The sequence below is a fragment of the Anoxybacillus sp. ST70 genome (assembly GCF_019553625.1).
GTDB lineage: Bacteria > Bacillota > Bacilli > Bacillales > Anoxybacillaceae > Anoxybacillus > Anoxybacillus gonensis.
On record NZ_JAHZOF010000006.1, the window covers coordinates 108781 to 128692 of the forward strand.

Below are 19912 nucleotides of genomic sequence, written 5' to 3' on the forward strand. Positions count from 1 at the left end.
CATTTTACAATAAATCATCGAAAAAGAAAAACCTCTCCATCTTTAGAGAGGTTTTAACGAATAAGAAATGTCGACAAATCTTCCCAAACAATAATTAAAACGAGTTGGATAAGCATAATGAGTAAAAACGGTACAATGGCGCGAATCACTTTTTCGAGAGGCTCTTTCGCAATACCGCTCACAACGAACAGGTTTAAGCCAACAGGTGGCGTAATCATCGCAATTTCTAAGTTTACCGTCATAATAATCGCAAAATGATATACGTTAATGCCAAGACTCTCAAGTACAGGCAAGAAAATTGGTAGCGTAATTAAAATGATCGCAATTGCCTCTAAAAATGTGCCAAGCACAAAGAACAGCAAATTTACGAGTAAAATAAATATCCATTTGTTAAATTCATGCTCAATAATCCATTGTGCAATCATTTGCGGTACTTGAGCTAACGTTAAATACTGTTTAAATAAAATAGCAGATGCAATAATCATAAAAATCATCGAGCTAATGTGAACCGTCTCGCGTAAAATAGGGCGCCAGTCTCCCCACTTTAATTCGCGATAAATAAGGAGCGAAACGATCACTGCATATGCGCTAGCAATTACAGAAGATTCTGTTGGTGTGGCCATCCCTGTATAAATTGAACCAAGAATTAAAATCGGCATGAGAGCACCAGGCATTGCCTTCCATGTTAAAATCCATCTTTCCGACCACGTCGCCTTTTTTCCACGCCCAAATCCATTTTTTCTCGCGTATACAATCGCTGACACGATAATAATCGCTGTCAAACAAAGCCCTGGGATGATGCCTGCCATAAATAATTTATTAATCGTAGCTTTATTTTCCGCAACGTATCCATACATGATTAACGGAATGCTAGGTGGTATTAAAATTCCAAGTGTTCCAGCTGCTGCAACAAGTCCCATTGCATATTTTTTACTATACCCCGCTTGCACCATAGCTGGTATCATGATTGAACCAATTGCTGCTGCAGTAGCGGGACTAGAGCCAGAAATAGCCGCAAAAATCGCACATGCTAATACAGTCACTACTGCCATTCCTCCAGGTAAATGACCAACCCATGCACGCAATCCATCAATCAAATATTTAGAAATACCTCCCCTAGCTAAAATAATACCCGCAAATACAAATCCTGGAATAGCCATTAGGGATGTATGATTAAGTGCTGAAAAAATTTCAACAACCGCACTTTCGTAATGAAAATTAAGAAAAGGCAAAAATAGAAGGGCAGACAAAGCTAAAGAAAACGCGACAGGGACACGCAGTAACATTAATATTACGAATACAGTAAATAAGCCTACAGTCATCATACTTGTTCCACACCTTTATGCTCATAATCTGATTCAGGCAATCCTTTCACCACACGAACGAGACGAATGATAAAACGAAGCACCATTAACACTCCCATTAACGGCATGACCATATATACTTTCCACAACTCTACTCCTTCACCGATTGAAACAATCCCCATTCGATAAGCGCTGAACTCATCTAAAAAAATACCTTTTATACCGTAAACAACAAGAAATAATGCGAAAATGAGCCCAACGATATTAGCAAATATATCAACAGCTTTTTTTACTCGCTCTGAAAGCAAACGATAAAACATATCGATACGAATATGATGATTATCTCGCAATGCAACAACCGCTCCAATCATCGTTCCCCACACAACCATATACCCCGCGTATTCTTCTACAAAACTTAAAGGTGAGTTGAACACATAGCGCATAACAACACCTATTAAAATAAGAAATAATCCTCCAACAATAAATAGACCAGCAATCCAATCTTCTAGCGCTTCAATAACATGCTTCAACTTTTGCACACTCGCTTCCTCCCCTGATAGAAACAACCTGGAAAACTCCAGGTTGTTCCGTTCATTTATTCGTTTGCTTTTTTCGCTAATTCGATCAAATCTTGACCGATACTATCTGCGAATTTTTCATAGACAGGTTGCATAGCCTTTTGGAACTCTTCAATATCTTCTTTCGTCAACTCGTATACTTCCATTCCACTTGCTTTTAGCTTTTCATATGACTCTTTGTTTAACTCTTCAGACCATTTCCGCTGTTGTTCAGTCACTTCTACAATAACTTCTTCTAACGTTTTACGAACGTCTTCAGGAAGGCTATCCCAAAACTTTGTATTTGTTAATAAAAGGTAATCTAAACGCCCGTGTCCAGATACTGTTAAATATTTTTGTACTTCGGCATATCCTTGCGTATCGATGTTGTTAAACGTATTTTCTTGTCCATCGACAGTACCTTGTTGTAAAGCAACATATACTTCGGAAAATCCCATTGGTACTGCAGATGCACCTAACGCAGCAAATTGCTCATCAAGCACTTTTCCCGTTTGTGTACGGAACTTGAGTCCTTTAAAATCTTCTGGCTTTTTCAATGGACGCTTAGAGTTAGTAAAGTGCTTATCCCCATTTGCCCACATCGCTAAAACTTTAATATTATATTTTTCTAGTTTTTTCGATAAAATTTGGCCACCTTCTCCATCCCAAAATTTATATACCGCTTCATCACTTGTGAACAAAAATGGCATATCAACAATTTGGAAAGCTGGGTCATAGCTGACAAGCTTTGTTGTTGATGGTGCGATTAACTGTACAGTGTTTCGCGGCAATTCTTGAATCGCTTTATCATCATCAAACAATTGACTCGATGGATACACTTCTACTTTTACTTTTCCCTTTGTTCTCTCTTCGACTAGTTGTTTAAATAAATCAGCCGCTTTTCCTTTTGGGCTATCTGGTGCTGTAACATGTGAAAACTTAATCACAATCGGCTCGCTTGACGCTTCCTCTTTTTTCTTTTCTGTCGTGTTTGTGCTCGTCGATTGCGAATTGCTACAAGCAAACAATCCTCCAACAAGCAAGATGAGCATAAACAAAAAGCCCATTTTCTTCATGAAAAATTCCCCCCTATCAATGATTACGACTTAAATGATATCGCTTTCATTTAAAGGAGGGAATATTTTGAACATATTGATCATTTTGTTCTTTTTGGTCTTCGATAGCGGTGAATCGGACGACCTATTGTCCCATACTGTACTTCTTTTTCCACTTCACCGATGTTCTCTAAATATTCTAAATAACGTCTTGCCGTGACTCGAGCGATACCGATAGCTTCTGCTACTTCATCTGCCGAATGGGCATCCGGCGTTTGAAGCATATATTGTTCGATTTGTCGAAGCGTTGCCTCATTTAATCCTTTCGGTAAACTAATTTGTTGCTTTTGAGTATGCCTGTACATCCACTCATCAATTTTTTGTTGTGTCACCTGTTTATCTTTTAACGTTTTTCGTAATGATTGATATCGTTCAATCGCTTGTTTTAAGCGCTCAAACTGAAATGGTTTAATGATGTAGTCTACTACCCCATTGCGTAACATCGTTTGAATGGTTTCTGCATCACTTGCTGCTGATACAATAATGACGTCGACTTGATATCCTCTTTCCCGAAATAAACGAATGGTTTGTATCCCGTCCATTTTCGGCATATATACATCGAGCAAAATTAAATCCGGCCGCAACTTCTCCAACTTTTCTAACGCATCTTCTCCGTTTACTGCTGTTCCTACGACTGAAACTCCTTCCACTTGGGCAACAAATTGTTTATTAATTTGTTGTACCATCGGATCATCTTCTACAAGTAATATGCGAATCACAATTTTTCCCCCTTGTTTCTTGAAAATGAAATCACAATCGTTGTTCCAATTTGCCACGATGTTTCGAGCTTCATATCCCCATCACTCTTCTTTAAAATATTGTAAATGAGATGCATGCCAATTCCTTGATGACTCCCATCCTTTGTTGTATATCCATAATCAAATATGCGCTTCTTTTCCTCTTCTTTCATTCCTATTCCATTATCTTCAATGACAATTGTCCATCCGTCTTCTTGTTCTCCTATCCATAACTCAACAAATTTTTCTTCTCTCTCCGTTGCCAAACACGCATCAAAAGCATTTTCTATTAAGTTACCAAGCAAAATGACAAAATCGTGCCGATCTAAACGCGGTGGAAACGATAACAACATGCTTGAGCGATCAATGATAAACGATACACCGATTTCTTTTGCCCGTGACACTTTGCTCAAAAGTAACCCGGCTACACTTTCATCACGAATACGTGTGCGTAAAAAATACATCAGTGACTCTTGTTCTTCTTTTTCTTCAAACACATAAGCGAGCGCTTCACTTGTTTTACCAAGCTGAATTAATCCTGCAATCGTATGTAACTTATTCATATACTCATGATTTTGCACGCGGAGTGCCTCTATGAAAGCACGTACACCCGTTAACTCTTCAGCCATTTTCGCCACTTCTGTTCGATCTTGGAAAATCGCAACTGCACCAACAATATTACCATTCACTTCAATCGGAATACGATTACTTACAATTAAGCGGTTACCGACAATAATTTCTTGATGATATACAGCTTTTTTAGAATATAGTACTTCTGGCAAGCGTGTATCGGGAATAACTTCACGAATACACATTCCAATGACCTCTCCGTCTACTCCCATCATTTGCTTGGCTTTTTCATTAAAAATTGTAATTCTTTCTTTTTTATCAATTGCAATAACCCCTTCATACATGGCATGAAACGTAGCTGTTCGTTCTACAAGCAAACGTGTAAGTTCATGTGGTTCTAGCTCAAACATTTCTTTTTTTAAGTGATTCGCGAGCAATAATGAACCAACAACACCACAACTAATTGTAATGATTAATGTCCAAATAATTTCCCTTTTAAAATCTTTTAATGATTCTTTTATAGATGGCAACAAATGACCGACGACAACGACCCCTACTTGTTGGTGGTTTTCGTTCATAATCGGGGTAAATGCACGAACAGAAATACCTAGATCTCCTCTCGCCTTTGACGTATATGTATGTTCTGTAAATGCCTCAATCTCATCCTCACCATAAGAAATTGTGCCAAGCTTCTCATAAGAAGGATGAGCAAAGCGAACACGTTCCATGTTCATGACAACGATGTAGTTCGCATGATAAATCGTTCGGATGTTTTCAACAATCGGTTGAATCGTTTGCCATCCTTCTTTGCGTTGTACATGTTTCTTTACTTCAGGGATTTGTGCCACCGTTCGAGCGATCAAAAGAGATCGTTCTCTAAGAGACTGTTCTTTTAATTGAATAACGTGACTAATGACAATAGCACTTCCAACCGCAATACTAACGAGAACAATGACCATAGATAACATTAAAATTTTCCATCTGACCGATATCTTTTTCATGAATTGTTCATCCATTCGAAATTTTCTTGTATAATGTATAATTAATTATACAAACACAATGCACGGTGATAAAGATGAAGAATGTAAAATGGGGCATTTTCTCAATCGTTATAATTATCTCTTGGTTTTACTGGCTCATCCCTTCGTTTTCATCAATGACTTCTCTTCCATATGACGACGAACAAGAAGGACTTCAAGACCAACTTACCATTCGTTTTAGTCATGTTGTCGCAGAACATACCCCAAAAGGATTAGCGGCACAAAAGTTTGCTACACTCGTGGCTGAAAAATCAAACGGAAAAATAAAAGTTGAAATTTATGCGAATGCAACATTGTTTACAGATGAAGAAGAAATAGAAGCATTAAAACAAGGAAAAGTAGAAATGATTGCACCGGCCTATTCAAAATTAACAACTCTTATTCCAGAATGGCAAGTACTCGATTTACCGTTTGCATTTCCAAATAACGAAGCTGTTGAAGAAGCGCTTAAAGGGAAAATTGGTCATATTTTGTTTTCAAAACTACAATCTTTTCACATTAAAGGATTGGCGTTTTGGGAGAATGGCTTCAAGCAAGTAACAAACAGCGTACGTCCGATTGTACAGCCAAACGATTTTCATGGGTTACGATTTCGCACAATGCCAAGTGAGGTCATCCAAGAACAATTTCGCTTGCTCGGTGCAATCCCAAAAGTAGCCCCTTTTCATGACACATTTCGTGAATTGTATTATAAGCAAGTTGATGGACAAGAAAATACAATTTCCAACATTTATTCAAAAAGATTTTATGAAGTGCAACCATATATGACAATTAGCAATCATGGGTATCTTGGATATGTTGTGCTAATGAATGAATCTTCTTGGAATAATTTAACAAAAAACCAACAACAAATCATTATTGAAGCATTGAACGAAACAACAGACTGGATGAAAACTCACGCAAAAATTATTAACGAAAAGCAACTCAACGAAATTATTCACTCAAAACGCATAAACATTCATTGGCTCACTGACAAACAAAAGAAAGAGTGGCTTAATCATCTTCAACCACTTTATGATCGTACTCGTCCTCAAATTGGAGAGCAGTTGATGAAAGAAGTGTTGCGCATTCAACAAAAATATTTGCAATAAAAAATAAGACTGGCACATCGCCAGTCTTTTATTCCACTTCTCCTTCCCAACTCATCATGCCGCCGACCATGTTTTTTACATGGAAACCGCGTTCTGCTAGCCATTCGCACGCTAATGCACTTCGACCACCGGAATGGCAAACGACGATGTACGTTTTGTCCGGATCAAGTTCGTTTAAGCGAGCAAACAGCTGGCCGAGCGGAATATGGCGTGCGTTTGGAATTTTTCCTGCCGCTACTTCATGTGCTTCACGAACGTCTAGCACTTCAACATTTGCTTCATGACGCAATACGTCCGCTTGTGTTGGTAAAATATTTTCAAACATGTAAATCCCCCTTATTTTACACTTGAATACAGTTTATAACCACCGTCTAAATTTTTTGCTTGAAAACCATGTTCTTGTAAAATGCGCGTTGCTAAATATCCACGTAAACCGACTTGACATGTGACATAAATCGTTTGATCTTTCGGCAATTCATGAAGACGGTCGCGCAAATCATCAAGTGGAATGTTGATGCTTCCTGGAATCATCCCTCTTGTCTCTAATTCTTTCGGTGTGCGAACGTCAATAAGCACCCCACCGTTAGCGACAATGTCATCAATTTCATGCCATTGTACCGTCTCAACCATGCCATCTAGCACGTTTGACGCTACATATCCAGCCATATTGACTGGATCTTTTGCTGATGAGAATGGAGGCGCATAGGCTAACTCTAAATCAGGCAAATCGTATACAGTTAATCCTCCTTTTATCGCCGTTGCAATGACATCAATGCGCTTGTCGACTCCATCTTGTCCAACTGCTTGTGCTCCATAAATTCGACCTTGACGATCGAAAATTAACTTTAATGTCATTTGCGTTGCACCTGGATAATAGCTTGCATGGCTCATTGGATGAACGTGAACGACTTCGTAATCAACACCGTGATGTTTTAATATTTTTTCGTTCAATCCTGTTGCCGCTACTGTCATATGAAAAATTTTAGCAATCGACGTACCGAGCGTTCCGTTGTACTTTACATCGCGACCGTTAATGTAGTCGGCGACTAGTCGACCTTGACGGTTCGCTGGCCATGCAAGCGGAATAAACGTTTCAAATCCGTGAATAAAGCTTTTTACTTCAATTGCATCACCGATTGCAAAAATATTTGGATCAGACGTTTGTAAATGTTCATTTACTTTAATGGCACCACGAAAACCAAGTTCCAATCCTGCTTCTTTCGCCAACTGACTTTCCGGCTGAACACCAATGGCTAAAATGATCATATCTGTTTCGATCGTACGACCGCTTTTTAATACGACGCGTCGACCTTCGTTTTCAAACGATTGCACACCGTCTTCTAAAATTAAATCGACACCGTGTTCTTTCATATGTGTATGCACAATTGCTGCCATCTCGTAATCAATCGGTGCCATCACTTGATTTGCCATTTCTACAAGCGTCACATGTACACCGCGCTCTGTCAAATTTTCAGCCATTTCTACACCAATAAATCCCCCACCGATGACGACAGCACGTTTCGGTTTTTCGTTATCAACAAACGATCGAATACGGTCTGTATCCGGTACATTGCGCAACGTAAAAAGTGCTTTTGCCTCATCAATTCCCGGAATTGGTGGTACGATCGGCTTGGCACCTGGCGACAAAATAAGAACATCATACGGTTGTTCATACTGTTCATTTGTTCGTAAATTGGTGACAGTGACCGTTTTCCGTTCACGATTAATGCTTGTGACTTCACTTAAATTGCGCACATCAATGCGAAATCGTTTGGACATGCCATCAACCGTCTGTACAAGTAGCTTGCTTCGCTCTTGAATGACATCCCCAATATAGTACGGAAGCCCACAGTTTGCAAATGAAATATATTCACCTCGTTCAAACATAATGATTTCATCTTTTTCGCTTAACCGACGCAAACGTGCTGCGGCAGAAGCTCCTCCAGCTACACCGCCAACAATAACAATTTTTCTCATCATCTATCCCCTCCATATACAAGTACGTGTAACCGTATTATACCAAACAATCATTTCATAAAGTTTGAACAGTTAGTGACATTTTACCATCTTTAACGCATTTGCATGCTCATGTTCTTTTATATAATATCCTTGTACAGAAAAACGATAACGTCTAAGCAATCGAATCGCGACATTTTTCTCTAAATGGCTTTTTGCAATAATGATCACTTGACGATTTGGAATGGCTTGATAATGACGTTTTAAGTACGCAACCGGAATCCGGAGCGCTCCATTTATCTCATCTTTCTCATTGTAGTCACGCACATCAAGCAACGTCACATGTTCATATGATGATAAAGATGTCAACTCTTTGACACCACGAACAGGTACATAACGATAATACAAAGCATGTAGTACGAACAAAACAATGACTGTATAAATCATATTGTCTTACCTCCCTTACACATCATACCCTAACAGGTATATAAAATCAATAAAAAAGAGCTGATTTTATTATTCAGCCCTTTTTAACGTAAGTAGTCGTTGTTTTAATTGTTCTTCCATGTCGATAAGCTCTTGCTCTACTCGCTGACGCTTCATGCGACCTTCTTGTTGAATTTTTAACGTTTCTTCGAGTGTTTCTAATAAATTTTCTTGCGTCTTCTTTAACGTTTCGATGCTGACAAGCCCTTCTTCATTTTCTTTTGCCGCTTCAATTGTATTCATTTTTAACATTTCTGAGTTGCGCAACAACAGCTCATTCGTCGTTTTTGTTACCGCTTTTTGCGCTTCTACCGCTTTCTTTTGTCGAAGGAGTGTTAGTGCGATAACAAGCTGATTTTTCCAAAGCGGAATGGCTGTCAAAATGGACGATTGAATGCGCTCGACTAACGTTTGATTGACATGTTGAATGAGCCGAATTTGTGGTGCCGTTTGAATCGTAATTTGCCGACTTAATTTTAAATCATGAATGCGTTTTTCAAGTCGGTCAGCAAATTGAATCATATCATTTACTTCTTGCACATCCATTTGATTTTGTGACTGTAACGCTTTTTTCTCTAGCTCTGGAATCGTTTTTGTTCGCAGTTGTTCGAGCTTCAACTCAGCTGCGGCGATGTAAATGTTTAAGGCATCAAAGTACTCTTTATTTTTTTCATACAATGTTTCTAACATCATGATGTCACGAAATAACATTTGGCGATGTTTTTCAAGTTGATCAGCAATCCGATCAATGTCGACACCTAATTTTTGATATTTAGATAAAATATGTTGCACAGACTGTGTGACAGATTGAAACATGCGCGCGAAAAAGCTTTTTTTGTTCATTGCAAAATCTTCAACGTTTACTTCTTTCATTTTTGTCATTAGCTCTTGAATGACTTCTCCAACAGGTCCAACATCTTTTTTCTGCACATGGTTTAAAATCGAATGTGAGAAGCGTGACAACTCCGCTTGTGCTGCTACTCCATATTGTAAAATAGCTTGATGATTGCGGGGATCAATTTGTTCTGCAAGTGCTAACGCTTTTTGACGATGTTCTTCTTTTAATTGGTCAATGAACCGCGAAGATGATGGCTTGTCCGTTACTTCTGTCACTTCACCAAATGGATTAGCAAGCAACGAATCGATCGAACTTGTCCAAAGCATTTCATCGTTTTTGCTCATGCTTTTTCTCCTCCGTTATTGTTACTGTATGTTTTGTTGGTAAAGAAAGGGGATCCTCTGATGCAATCGTATGTTTCACAAGTTTTACTTCCGTCTTTAAATCAAACAAATCTTCTTCAAGCATGTCCAACAGTTCGTTTTCTGCTTTCGTTAGCGCAAGGCTAAGCGCTTCCTCTGCTTCATGAATTGCTTGACGAATCTCCTCGCTTTTTACGGGTTGTTTTGTTAAATAAATATATTTATCAATAATTGTAACAATGGAGTCCAATGTTGTGTTAAAAAACGGTTGCGCGACAGCGAGACGATCCGGTTGTTTTTCGACAATTTCAATTATTTTTTGACAGATGGAGTACAAACGGGAAAGTTTAGAAAACATCGCAACTGAACGAATTCTCCACAAACTTTTTCCGATTTTCCGAACCTTTTTTTTCGCATCTTTCAATCGCTCATCCTTAAAATCATATAATAGATTTTTCTTTTCTTTTTTCTTCATATACAGTGAATACATCACCCCTATGCTTGCACCGATCAAAAATGAAATAAAAAACGGCAAACGAAATGCAAGCAACGAAATGAGAGCACTAAATAATCCCACGTTCCATGACACAAACCATCGCCATATCGTTCGAATGAATCGTTTCATCGTTTTCCTCCAATCGTCTATGATCCTTTATTTTACTATGATTTTTTACTAAATGGAAACGCTGACTGTATTACGTACGAGCGAGAAGATATGTTTCAATTGTTCATAAAAAAAGACGCAACGTATCGCTGCATCCTTTTAATTGAAATCAAGACGGATCATCCGAATGCGTTCACCGCCGAAAAGTGATATTGTTTCCGTTCGTTCGTGTTCATCCGTAGCGATCTTCACTTCGTATAAGCCAGGAACATATGTCCCGACTTTCGTTAGCGGCACATTCGTTTCTCCAACATAATCGTTGTTAATAAAAATACGCGCCCCTTTCTCATTCGTTTGTACATAGACGTGATATAACGCGGGCTCAAATTTGTATGTTCCTTGCGACAATTTCATTAAAAAAATCGGCGGAGTTGACGTTAATCCTTTTATGTAAACTCGATCATCTTTTTGCCGCTCTAACTCTTTTCTTATTCGGTCATAGCCTTCTGGGTGTTGGCGCAAATACGCAAAAAGCGGTGAGAGCGACTTATGATTTAATGGTACATCAATAAATTGACGCAACGTATGTACATCTTCTTGACGCAACGCGATGATGAATTGCTCGATTACTTTTTGCTCATTCGTCTCTCGTTTCACCATTCCCCATGCCCCGACGACACACGCGCTTACAACGAATAATAAACACACAAAAACAAATTGTCGTTTTCGTTTTCGTCGTTCGCTTCGTGTCATCGCTTCTTTTTGTAATCCCCCTTGTTCATTCACACGTATTTCCCCTCTTTTTCTCATATTTACATCATCATATGTATGAGAAGAAAAGGGAAAATATGAGAAAAAGAAGGGGCTACACATCATATATGTACATCACGGTGTGCGCCTTGTCAACGACAACGTCACAGCTTCCCAATACGCCCATTTTTTCTTTTTTGCAAGCCAACCATATCGTCTGAGTTGCCGACTAACAAGCAAATGAAACCAACCATGTCCAATGACGACAACGGTTCCCGTTCGAGCATAGTGGACGAGCTGTTGTGCCGCTTTCATCGCTCGCTGCTTTGTTTTGGTATAAGGCTCCTCTCCATATCCACAAAACCATAGCAAGCGCAACAAAATAAGCCACATCCATAGCGGATATACACCTTTCATCCACTTTGGCGGTTGAGGGAGTGGGGCTTCATTTAGCCATTTGTGCTCCTCAATTGGACTTGCTGGTTGCAATAAAGACGCTGAATGGCGAGCGCGAGCAAGCGAACTAACAAGGACGACAGATGCGCATTTTATTTTTTCTTTTGCTTCCGCATACGATAGAGGCTCGTCATAAACGATCGCCTCATCGTATGCTTTTAACCAGTTGATTAATTGTTCTCTCGTCATCCATCCGCCTCTTTTACAAACAGGCTTTCCGTGCCGAATGAGAATAATCATGCTTGCTTTTCCTCCATCGCTCGAAACATGATCGCATACAGCCAAGCACTACATACGGCAAGTAACGTTAAGATAAAAAACGTCCAATGATACGCAAACGGCAACGTCAAAGCGAGTGGTGCCATCATGCGCCCAAGCGTAAAACGTAAGCTCGCTGCAGCAAAATATTGTCCGCGCATATGTTCAGGTGCTAATTTAGCAACAAACGTTTGTTGTAAGCCGACTGTCATCAGTTCTGCTAACGTAAATAAAGCAATTAAAAAGACCATCATCCATAGCGATGTGGTTTGGCCAAAAAGAAAAATGGCGATTCCGTAAAAGAGTGAAGAAAAGACAAACACCCATTTTTCTTTATAGTTTTCCATCCACTTCGTCACAGCTACCGTAAATAAAGCGACAAGCAATCCGTTTTCAGCAATTAGGACACTAAACGCTTTCTCCCCGCTCAACGAAAGTGACCATGAACCAACAGAAAATAATGTTTGTTTCGAAACAACTTCCTTTATGTAAACAGGAAGTAAAATGTCGAGTTGCATAAACGTTTGTGCCACAAGAATACCAGCAACAATAAATAAAAGGAACGTCCGATCTTTTGCAATGAGACGATAATTGTTGAATTGCTCAACAAAAAACATATACCACGTCCCTGTTGTTTTTCTCCATATCGGTGCTGTTTCCTCTAAATAAATGGAAAGAACAATCGCGACGATAGCACAAAACGTTCCCCCGATTAAAAATAGGAAAAAACGATGCTCAGGATAAAATATTCCACCGAGCAGCGGACCGATGACAACCATGACGTTATTCATCGTGTAAAACACGGCAAAAACGCGACTTTGATCTTTTTCCGAAACAACATCAGCCACCATCGCTTGGCTAGCAGGCCAATAAAGTGAACCACATACCCCTACAAGAGCAAAACAAATAAAACTCATGAACGGCGATGAAAATAACGGAGAATTGACCAATGCAAATAACAAAAAAGCAAGCGCTTGTCCACAAGCAGCAAACACCATCATTTTTTTTCTTCCGAATCGATCAGCCAAATACCCGCCAAGCAAATTAGCAATCACGGAAAATAATTGCGAAATAACAAGTAATATACCTGTTTTTTCTTTACCAAACATCTCTGAAAAATAAATAGCGATAAAAGGAAATATCATCCAAAATGTAACCCCGACCAATGACTCTCCAATTAAACGAATGCGTAAATTCCGATCCCAATCTCGTATTCGCACCGTATCCCCCCCTTTCAAACAACTATTTTTTTATTATACCATTTTCTTATAAACATTTTGCTTATAAAAAGAAGTTGACAAAATGACAGAAAAATAAGAAAATAAATTCAAAAGGAAGTGAGCACAGTGAAAATAGTGAAAAATATTATTGTCTCTTATGCGACGGTTGTGACAATTATTGCATTACTTCCTGCTTTTCTTATTACAAATGATGTAAGCATCGTGGATGCGTTTCTTTCCTCAATAAAAGATTAATCTCCTGCCTAGGCAGGAGATTTTTTTAACCACTTTCGTAATAGTCCGTGTTTCGGAGCGATCCATAAAGAGAGAAAAAAGATGACACCTGTTGATACAGCAATCGCTCCGGAAATAGATACATTGAATACCGTTGCAATCATGTAACCGATCATCGACGCTAACACACCAATGAGCGCACTGCATATAAGCATCACACTTAGCCGATCCGTCCATAAGTATGCCGTCGCACTCGGTACAATAAGCATCGCTACTACTAAAATGGCACCAACACTATCAAATGATGCAACGGTCGTTAATGACAACATTCCCATTAATACATAATGAATCAATACAACCGGAATGCCGAGCGTGACTGCCATTTCATAATCAAATGAGCTAATTTTTAATTCTTTGTAAGCAAAAACGATGCAAAATATATTGATAGCTAAAACAAATCCAAGCAACCAAATCGCTTTCGGACCGATGCTTTTGCCTCCGACTTCAAGCACATCCCAAGGCACAAATGCAATCTCTCCCATTAATGCATGTTCAACATCTAAATGGACACGATCTGCAAAGAGAGAAATGAGAACAACACCGATAGCAAACAAACATGTAAACACAACTCCGATTGCTGCATCATTTTGAACCCCTTTTTGATGCAGCCATTGAACGAGAAATGTCGTGAGCAATCCAACAATTAATGCACCAACGAGCATAGACACACCTTGCAGATGATGACTGACCATATACGCTCCAACAATGCCGAGCAACACACTATGGCTAATGGCATCGGACAGCATTGACATTTTTCGCAACACAAGAAATGTACCGACTAATCCGCAGTTGATGCCGACAAGAGATGCAGTGAGTAAAATCCACATCGTATAACTCATAGTTGCTCTCCTCGCTTATACATCAGTTGTTGAGATTGCAATTTTTTTCTTTCTATATGGCGCCGAATCATTTTGCTACATAAACCACGTTTCGGAGCGAATAGAAATGAAAAAATAAACAGCACCGTCGCAAAAATAATAACAAGTGGACCAGTGGGTGCATAGGCGATTAAACTAATATATGCCCCGGCCACCCCTGATAAAGCACCGAATCCCCCGGCTAATAACGTCATCCATTCAAGTTTTTCTGTCCAATATCTCGCAGCTAATGCGGGGGTAATAAGTAGTGCGGACATTAACACAACGCCTACTGCTTGTAAACCAATAACAACAACAGAAACGATTAAAAACATAAGCACACCATTTAACAGCGATACGGGTATACCAATTCCTTGCGCAAACGCTCGGTCAAATGTAATGATTTTAAACTCTTTAAAGAAAATGAGAATCATAATAATGACCGTTACAGCTGTTACAGTTAACACATTGACATCACTTCCAGTCAATGACGCTGCCTTTCCAAACAAAAAGTCATGAATTCCACTTTGATTTCCGCCTTCATGTTGATTAATCCATGTCAATAGCACAATGCCTAAACCAAAAAATACAGACAACACAATACCGATCGCGGCATCTTCTTTTACACGCGTATGTTTCACAATAAACTGAATGCATATCGTCGCAATATATCCCGAACAAGCAGCGCCAATGAGAAAAAGAAGTAGCGATTTTTGTCCATATAAAAGAAAAGCGATACAAATACCAGGAAGAGCAGCGTGCGCCATCGCATCTCCTATTAAACTTTGTTTTTTTAGCAAGGCAAACGTTCCGATCATCCCGCTGGCTAATCCAAGCAAAGCCATGCTTGTAAATACCCATTGAACATTAATATCCATCCTATTCACCCCACAATATGTGTGGAAGAAAGAAAAGTCACTTTTCCACCATACGTTTTTTGAATATGGTCATACGTAAATACACTTTCTGTCTCTCCAAATGCAACGACACGTTTATTTAGCAGTAAAACGTAATCAAAATAATCCCGTACCGTTTGCAAATCATGATGAACGACTAATACTGTTTTTCCACGCGTTTTTAATTCATTTAACAGTTGGACAATCGCTTTTTCTGTGGCTGCATCTACCCCAACAAACGGTTCATCCATAAAATAAATGGAAGCGTCTTGTGCTAGCGCACGCGCCAAAAATACACGTTGTTGTTGCCCACCAGATAATTGGCTAATTTGTCGCTTTGCATACGGCAACATGCCAACTTTATCTAAACATTGCATAGCCATATCTATGTCTTCTTTTCTCGGTCGTTTCCATAATCCGATATGACCGTATCTCCCCATTAATACGACGTCAAGCGCATTCGTCGGAAAATCCCAATCGACCGAATTTCGTTGTGGAACATATCCAACAAGATGGCGTTGCTTTTCATATGGTTGACCGTATACGAAAACATGTCCGTGCATGCGCGGAATAAAATTTAACATTGCTTTCATTAACGTTGATTTTCCCGCTCCGTTTGGGCCGATCACCCCGACTAACTTTCCTTCAGGAACAGAAAACGACACATTCTCCAATACAAGCTGCCGGTCATATGCAACTGTCATTTGTTCTACAACTAACGGATTCATCTTCATTCCCCTTTCAACGCTTGTGTAATCGTTTTGACATTGTAACGATACATACCAATGAATGTTCCTTCTTCTGTCCCTTTTCGCCCGAGCGCATCTGAAAAGAGCTCCCCACCAATCGAGACATGATGTCCACGCTGTTTCGCTCCCTCGACAACTGCTTCGATCGCTTTTTTCGATACACTACTTTCCACAAACACCGCTTGAATATTTCGAGACACGATTAAATCAACAAGTTGTTGCACATCTTTTAGTCCATATTCTGCATCCGTACTTAATCCTTGCAATCCAACTACTTCAATATCATATGCACGCCCAAAATAATGAAAGGCATCGTGCGCTGTAATTAAAACACGCTGCTGCTTTGGAATAGAGCTGATTTCTCGTTTTGCTTCTTCTTTTAATTTCATCAGTTGGGAGATATATTCTTCTGCTCGTTCTTCGTAAGTTTGTTTATGTTTCGGATCGATCGCACTTAACTCATCCTTTACTGTTCGAACAGCATAGCTCCATAAATCAAGGTCAAACCATATATGCGGATCATATACTCCATCTACGTCAATTAATTTTTCTTTTGGAATTGCTTCACTGATTGGGACAACCTTTTTCGTTTTTGACATTTTAGAAAATATTTCCCCTAGTTTCCCTTCTAAATGAAGACCGTTATAAAAAATGACGTCTGCTTGACTTAGCTTTTGAATATCTCCTTGTGTCGCTTTATACAAATGCGGATCTACCCCTGGCCCCATTAATGCTTCTACATGAACATGCTCTCCTCCGACACGTTCAACTAGATCAGCAATTTGCCCTGTCGTAGCGACAATATAGATGACGTCTTTTTTATGTTCTTTCGTTTCACACCCAAACAACAATAATAAAGCAGTCCACACAACTATCCACTTTTTCATATGCATCCTCCTCGAAAGTTGTATAAAGGTATAAAAGTTTCCTTAATGCAAAATAAAGTCAAAAAAATTTGTTTGCCGCCCATCATATGCATAAGCAAAAAATGTTGTGACATGTGGAACAAGCAAACAATGATGATTAAGGTTAAAAAAGTTTCTTTAAACCAACTTTAATTTTATCTTATTCGTTTCCTTCTATCGTGTCAATGTTTTAATTTTCAAAAAAAGAATTTTTTCTTCATCTCATGCTATAATAGCGATTGTTCGACACAAAAAAACATTTGTCCTTTAGAGGTGAACAACATGATGAACACAGAATTAAAACGCAGCATCGGCTTTATGACAGCTACAACCATTGTCATCGGCACAGTCATTGGTTCAGGCATTTTTATGAAACCAGCGATCGTCATCGACTCAACTGGAAATTCTACACTTGCTCTTCTCGCATGGATCATCGGCGGCATCATTACTTTAGCAAGTGGGTTAACGATTGCAGAAGTAAGTTCAAAAATTCCTGAAACAGGTGGATTGTATGTGTATATCGAAAAAGTGTATGGACGGTTTTGGGGATTTTTATGTGGATGGATGCAAACAATCATTTACGGTCCTGCCGTCATCGGTGCACTAGGGTTGTATTTTGGTGCATTGTTTGCAGGTGTTTTTGCTCTACCAAAAGAAAGTGAGCTTTGGATTGGAATCATTGCGGTCTTGTTTTTATCCGTTGTGAATATGCTTGGTTCGCAGTTTGGTGGAATGGTTCAAAGTGTGTTAACTGCGGCGAAACTATTGCCTATTTTTCTTATTATTATTTTTGGAGTAGTAAAGGGGAATGTACCTATTTTCAACATGGATAGTGGAAACAGCCAAACGATCAGTATGGGAGCTGCTGTTCTAGCAACATTGTGGGCGTATGACGGATGGATGAACGTTGGATTTGTTGCTGGTGAAATGAAAAATCCAGCAAAAACGTTACCAAAAGCGATTATCACTGGTATTCTTATCGTCATGTTTGCCTACGTGGCTGTGAATGTAGCATTGCTTCATGTGCTTCGTGCCGATGAAATTGTTGCACTTGGACCGAATGCAGCAAGCGAAGCGGCGACCATTTTATTTGGGGCATTCGGTGGGAAATTTATTGCTATTGGTATTTTAATTTCTATTTTCGGCTGTTTAAATGGAAAAATACTTACATTTCCACGTATGCCATTTGCTATGGCAACAGATGGTTTGTTTCCTTTTTCTAAATATTTGGCTCATATTCATCCAACATGGCGTACACCTGTCTTTGCGACACTTGCACAAATGGCAATTGCCATTGTCATGATGTTGCTTGGAAATGCGGATCGCTTAACGGATATTGCTATTTTTAGCGTCTTTTTATTTTATGGTTTTGCCTTTTATGCGGTATTTTTATTACGGAAATCATCCTTATTTAACAAACCATTATCTAACGAACCATTATATCGAGTGCCACTTTATCCATTTACTCCAATCGTCGCGATTGTCGGCACAGCATATATTATTATGAGTACAGTACTTCATGCACCGTTAGATACGTTTTTATCGATTGTTGTGACGTTATCTGGTATCCCAGTGTATTATGCTATGACGAAAAAGCGACAAGGATAATCCTTTGTCGCTTTTTTCAATAGTCTCTCCCTTTTCCAGAGTCCGTCACATCAAGCAATGGTTCTGGATAAGGCTGAAAATATCGTTGTTTCAGTAAATATTTATTTTGATAACGAATGGCCCACGAACGAATGACCGTTGTCACACTACTTAGCGGTAACTTGCCCGCGCGATATTTTTGTAACAACTCATGGACATAACGTTTTTCATCGCCGCTTAATTCATGTTTAAAATAACCGATCATATGTTCACAAACATTTATGTTTGAATTCCGGCGTGAGCGACGGGCAAACAGTTCATATAATGTTTGTTCATAATGTAAAAATACTTCTTCCATCGGTAAACGATCTCGATTCGCAACAATGTTTCCTAATTGTTTCAATTTTTGTTGATGATACGCCATAAATAAATATTTATGCTCCGCATGAAACTCAACGAGACGATGATGTGATTTTGACTCTTTGACCTCTCGAAACAAAGCAAGTGTAAATAACTTCGTCAAAAAATGTTCTCGAATAACAAAGTTCGTCAATCTCCCTTCTTCTTCCACAGCTTTATGTGCAAACATTTGTAACACATGTTTCGCAAACATCCCGCTTCCCTTTCCTGATGCAGGTCCTTTTTGTTCACTACGATATATTTTGACATCTTTCATTCCACACGATGGCGACCGACTTTTTAAAATAAAACCGTCTACATTCGTTAATTGCGTTAAAAACGAAGCAGAAAACTCGTTCATTCGCTCGGTTATATCCATTTCGGTCGATGGTTGGACAAGCCGCACTTGTTCTCCGTCTTGAACGAGCCGAATCGTCTCACGTGGCGTACCAAGCCCAATGCGAACTTCGGGACAAACAGGAATAAATTGCACAAATGGCGCGAGCTTATGTACTACTTCATCGTTTAGTTGATCACCGTTATACCGACAAGGAGAAAAACCGAGACATTCACTAACAACGACGATTGGTTTTGCATAATGCCACATCTGTTATTCCTCCTTTGCTTGTTTTTGCTTATCATATCGCACAAACAAAAAAAATACACGCATCGATGTGCTTACAAAAACAAAAAATTTCGAATTTGAACGTTTATACAAAAAAATGATTGATTATATGTTTATTTTGTTTTATTATGCTTTATGTTGCTTATTTTGCAATATTAAAATCGTTATTAATTCATAATTTTGTATGTATATAAGTGTACACTTTTATATTTATACATCCATGCAAAATAATTTATATTTCTGAATCATTTTGTTA

At 39.0% G+C, this 19912-nt stretch carries 21 protein-coding genes; 3 read left to right on the forward strand and 18 right to left on the reverse strand.

Annotated elements, in window-relative coordinates; all coding sequences use genetic code 11:
• Positions 1–53: 53 nt before the first annotated feature.
• The 5 genes from K1I43_RS09765 to K1I43_RS09785 form a co-directional block, all read right to left on the reverse strand.
• Positions 54–1325: a TRAP transporter large permease gene (locus K1I43_RS09765; RefSeq protein WP_019417752.1), complete on the reverse strand. Its 1272-nt coding sequence runs from the start codon at positions 1323–1325 to the stop codon at positions 54–56.
• Positions 1322–1843 (reverse strand): TRAP transporter small permease, encoded by a 522-nt coding sequence (locus K1I43_RS09770; RefSeq protein WP_019417753.1) that lies wholly within the window; start codon positions 1841–1843, stop codon positions 1322–1324. The genes K1I43_RS09765 and K1I43_RS09770 overlap by 4 nt, the downstream gene beginning before the upstream one ends.
• 56 nt (positions 1844–1899) lie before the next feature.
• Entirely contained in the window at positions 1900–2937 is a 1038-nt protein-coding gene (locus K1I43_RS09775; protein WP_019417754.1) for a TRAP transporter substrate-binding protein, read from the reverse strand.
• Between the two features lie 80 nt (positions 2938–3017).
• On the reverse strand, positions 3018–3695 hold the full coding sequence (locus tag K1I43_RS09780; protein WP_019417755.1) for a response regulator: 678 nt from the start codon (positions 3693–3695) through the stop codon (positions 3018–3020).
• Positions 3692–5284, reverse strand: coding sequence for an ATP-binding protein (locus K1I43_RS09785; RefSeq protein ID WP_019417756.1), 1593 nt, complete (start codon positions 5282–5284; stop codon positions 3692–3694). Before K1I43_RS09785 ends, K1I43_RS09780 begins: the two co-directional genes overlap by 4 nt.
• A gap of 74 nt (positions 5285–5358) precedes the next feature.
• Here K1I43_RS09785 and K1I43_RS09790 point away from each other — a divergent pair, with 74 nt between their 5' ends.
• A complete protein-coding gene (locus K1I43_RS09790) occupies positions 5359–6414 on the forward strand; it encodes a DctP family TRAP transporter solute-binding subunit (RefSeq protein ID WP_019417757.1) in 1056 nt (351 codons plus the stop codon).
• A 28-nt stretch (positions 6415–6442) separates the two neighbouring features.
• Here the strand turns inward: K1I43_RS09790 and K1I43_RS09795 are convergent, their stop codons facing one another.
• From K1I43_RS09795 to K1I43_RS09830, 8 genes are all read right to left on the reverse strand, one after another.
• Positions 6443–6739, reverse strand: a complete 297-nt coding sequence (locus K1I43_RS09795; RefSeq protein WP_009361361.1) for a rhodanese-like domain-containing protein — start codon at positions 6737–6739, stop codon at positions 6443–6445.
• Positions 6740–6750: 11 nt separating this feature from the next.
• The gene (gene cdr, locus K1I43_RS09800) at positions 6751–8391 is read right to left on the reverse strand and encodes a CoA-disulfide reductase (RefSeq protein ID WP_019417758.1); all 1641 of its coding nucleotides are present in this window, start codon (positions 8389–8391) and stop codon (positions 6751–6753) included.
• Positions 8392–8463: 72 nt separating this feature from the next.
• A complete protein-coding gene (locus K1I43_RS09805; RefSeq protein WP_019417759.1) occupies positions 8464–8817 on the reverse strand; it encodes a rhodanese-like domain-containing protein in 354 nt (117 codons plus the stop codon).
• A 69-nt stretch (positions 8818–8886) separates the two neighbouring features.
• On the reverse strand, positions 8887–10038 hold the full coding sequence (locus K1I43_RS09810) for a toxic anion resistance protein (protein WP_019417760.1): 1152 nt from the start codon (positions 10036–10038) through the stop codon (positions 8887–8889).
• Positions 10022–10681, reverse strand: coding sequence for a 5-bromo-4-chloroindolyl phosphate hydrolysis family protein (locus K1I43_RS09815; RefSeq protein ID WP_019417761.1), 660 nt, complete (start codon positions 10679–10681; stop codon positions 10022–10024). Before K1I43_RS09815 ends, K1I43_RS09810 begins: the two co-directional genes overlap by 17 nt.
• A gap of 138 nt (positions 10682–10819) precedes the next feature.
• On the reverse strand, positions 10820–11446 hold the full coding sequence (locus K1I43_RS09820) for a PEGA domain-containing protein (protein WP_009361366.1): 627 nt from the start codon (positions 11444–11446) through the stop codon (positions 10820–10822).
• Between the two features lie 99 nt (positions 11447–11545).
• Complete coding sequence (locus tag K1I43_RS09825) at positions 11546–12106, reverse strand: histidine phosphatase family protein (protein WP_019417762.1); 561 nt, start codon at positions 12104–12106, stop codon at positions 11546–11548.
• Positions 12103–13344, reverse strand: a complete 1242-nt coding sequence (locus K1I43_RS09830; RefSeq protein ID WP_026011692.1) for an MDR family MFS transporter — start codon at positions 13342–13344, stop codon at positions 12103–12105. Before K1I43_RS09830 ends, K1I43_RS09825 begins: the two co-directional genes overlap by 4 nt.
• 126 nt (positions 13345–13470) lie before the next feature.
• Here K1I43_RS09830 and K1I43_RS15695 point away from each other — a divergent pair, with 126 nt between their 5' ends.
• Complete coding sequence (locus K1I43_RS15695) at positions 13471–13599, forward strand: hypothetical protein (RefSeq protein WP_009361369.1); 129 nt, start codon at positions 13471–13473, stop codon at positions 13597–13599.
• 8 nt (positions 13600–13607) lie between these two features.
• Here K1I43_RS15695 and K1I43_RS09835 read toward each other — a convergent pair whose 3' ends face one another.
• The 4 genes from K1I43_RS09835 to K1I43_RS09850 are packed head-to-tail and all read right to left on the reverse strand — an operon-like array spanning position 13608 to position 17027.
• Positions 13608–14477: a metal ABC transporter permease gene (locus tag K1I43_RS09835; protein WP_019417764.1), complete on the reverse strand. Its 870-nt coding sequence runs from the start codon at positions 14475–14477 to the stop codon at positions 13608–13610.
• Positions 14474–15373, reverse strand: coding sequence for a metal ABC transporter permease (locus K1I43_RS09840; protein WP_019417765.1), 900 nt, complete (start codon positions 15371–15373; stop codon positions 14474–14476). Before K1I43_RS09840 ends, K1I43_RS09835 begins: the two co-directional genes overlap by 4 nt.
• Before the next feature lie 5 nt (positions 15374–15378).
• Complete coding sequence (locus K1I43_RS09845) at positions 15379–16119, reverse strand: metal ABC transporter ATP-binding protein (protein WP_019417766.1); 741 nt, start codon at positions 16117–16119, stop codon at positions 15379–15381.
• A gap of 2 nt (positions 16120–16121) precedes the next feature.
• On the reverse strand, positions 16122–17027 hold the full coding sequence (locus K1I43_RS09850; RefSeq protein ID WP_019417767.1) for a metal ABC transporter solute-binding protein, Zn/Mn family: 906 nt from the start codon (positions 17025–17027) through the stop codon (positions 16122–16124).
• A gap of 300 nt (positions 17028–17327) precedes the next feature.
• Between K1I43_RS09850 and K1I43_RS09855 the strand changes: the two genes are divergently transcribed.
• Positions 17328–18653 (forward strand): APC family permease, encoded by a 1326-nt coding sequence (locus K1I43_RS09855; RefSeq protein ID WP_026011693.1) that lies wholly within the window; start codon positions 17328–17330, stop codon positions 18651–18653.
• Positions 18654–18669: 16 nt separating this feature from the next.
• Here K1I43_RS09855 and K1I43_RS09860 read toward each other — a convergent pair whose 3' ends face one another.
• A complete protein-coding gene (locus tag K1I43_RS09860; RefSeq protein WP_009361375.1) occupies positions 18670–19638 on the reverse strand; it encodes a YbgA family protein in 969 nt (322 codons plus the stop codon).
• Between the last annotated feature and the right edge of the window lie 274 nt (positions 19639–19912).

Excerpts from the sequence above, each read along its gene's own strand:
- K1I43_RS09765 (WP_019417752.1), bottom strand. The coding sequence starts at position 1,325 with ATGATGACTGTAGGCTTATTTACTGTATTCGTAATATTAATGTTACTG.
- K1I43_RS09775 (WP_019417754.1), bottom strand. The coding sequence starts at position 2,937 with ATGAAGAAAATGGGCTTTTTGTTTATGCTCATCTTGCTTGTTGGAGGA.
- K1I43_RS09785 (WP_019417756.1), bottom strand. The coding sequence starts at position 5,284 with ATGAAAAAGATATCGGTCAGATGGAAAATTTTAATGTTATCTATGGTC.
- K1I43_RS09790 (WP_019417757.1), top strand. The coding sequence starts at position 5,359 with ATGAAGAATGTAAAATGGGGCATTTTCTCAATCGTTATAATTATCTCT.
- K1I43_RS09795 (WP_009361361.1), bottom strand. The coding sequence starts at position 6,739 with ATGTTTGAAAATATTTTACCAACACAAGCGGACGTATTGCGTCATGAA.
- cdr (WP_019417758.1), bottom strand. The coding sequence starts at position 8,391 with ATGAGAAAAATTGTTATTGTTGGCGGTGTAGCTGGAGGAGCTTCTGCC.
- K1I43_RS09805 (WP_019417759.1), bottom strand. The coding sequence starts at position 8,817 with ATGATTTATACAGTCATTGTTTTGTTCGTACTACATGCTTTGTATTAT.
- K1I43_RS09810 (WP_019417760.1), bottom strand. The coding sequence starts at position 10,038 with ATGAGCAAAAACGATGAAATGCTTTGGACAAGTTCGATCGATTCGTTG.
- K1I43_RS09815 (WP_019417761.1), bottom strand. The coding sequence starts at position 10,681 with ATGAAACGATTCATTCGAACGATATGGCGATGGTTTGTGTCATGGAAC.
- K1I43_RS09825 (WP_019417762.1), bottom strand. The coding sequence starts at position 12,106 with ATGATTATTCTCATTCGGCACGGAAAGCCTGTTTGTAAAAGAGGCGGA.
- K1I43_RS09835 (WP_019417764.1), bottom strand. The coding sequence starts at position 14,477 with ATGAGTTATACGATGTGGATTTTACTCACTGCATCTCTTGTCGGCATC.
- K1I43_RS09840 (WP_019417765.1), bottom strand. The coding sequence starts at position 15,373 with ATGGATATTAATGTTCAATGGGTATTTACAAGCATGGCTTTGCTTGGA.
- K1I43_RS09845 (WP_019417766.1), bottom strand. The coding sequence starts at position 16,119 with ATGAATCCGTTAGTTGTAGAACAAATGACAGTTGCATATGACCGGCAG.
- K1I43_RS09850 (WP_019417767.1), bottom strand. The coding sequence starts at position 17,027 with ATGAAAAAGTGGATAGTTGTGTGGACTGCTTTATTATTGTTGTTTGGG.
- K1I43_RS09855 (WP_026011693.1), top strand. The coding sequence starts at position 17,328 with ATGATGAACACAGAATTAAAACGCAGCATCGGCTTTATGACAGCTACA.
- K1I43_RS09860 (WP_009361375.1), bottom strand. The coding sequence starts at position 19,638 with ATGTGGCATTATGCAAAACCAATCGTCGTTGTTAGTGAATGTCTCGGT.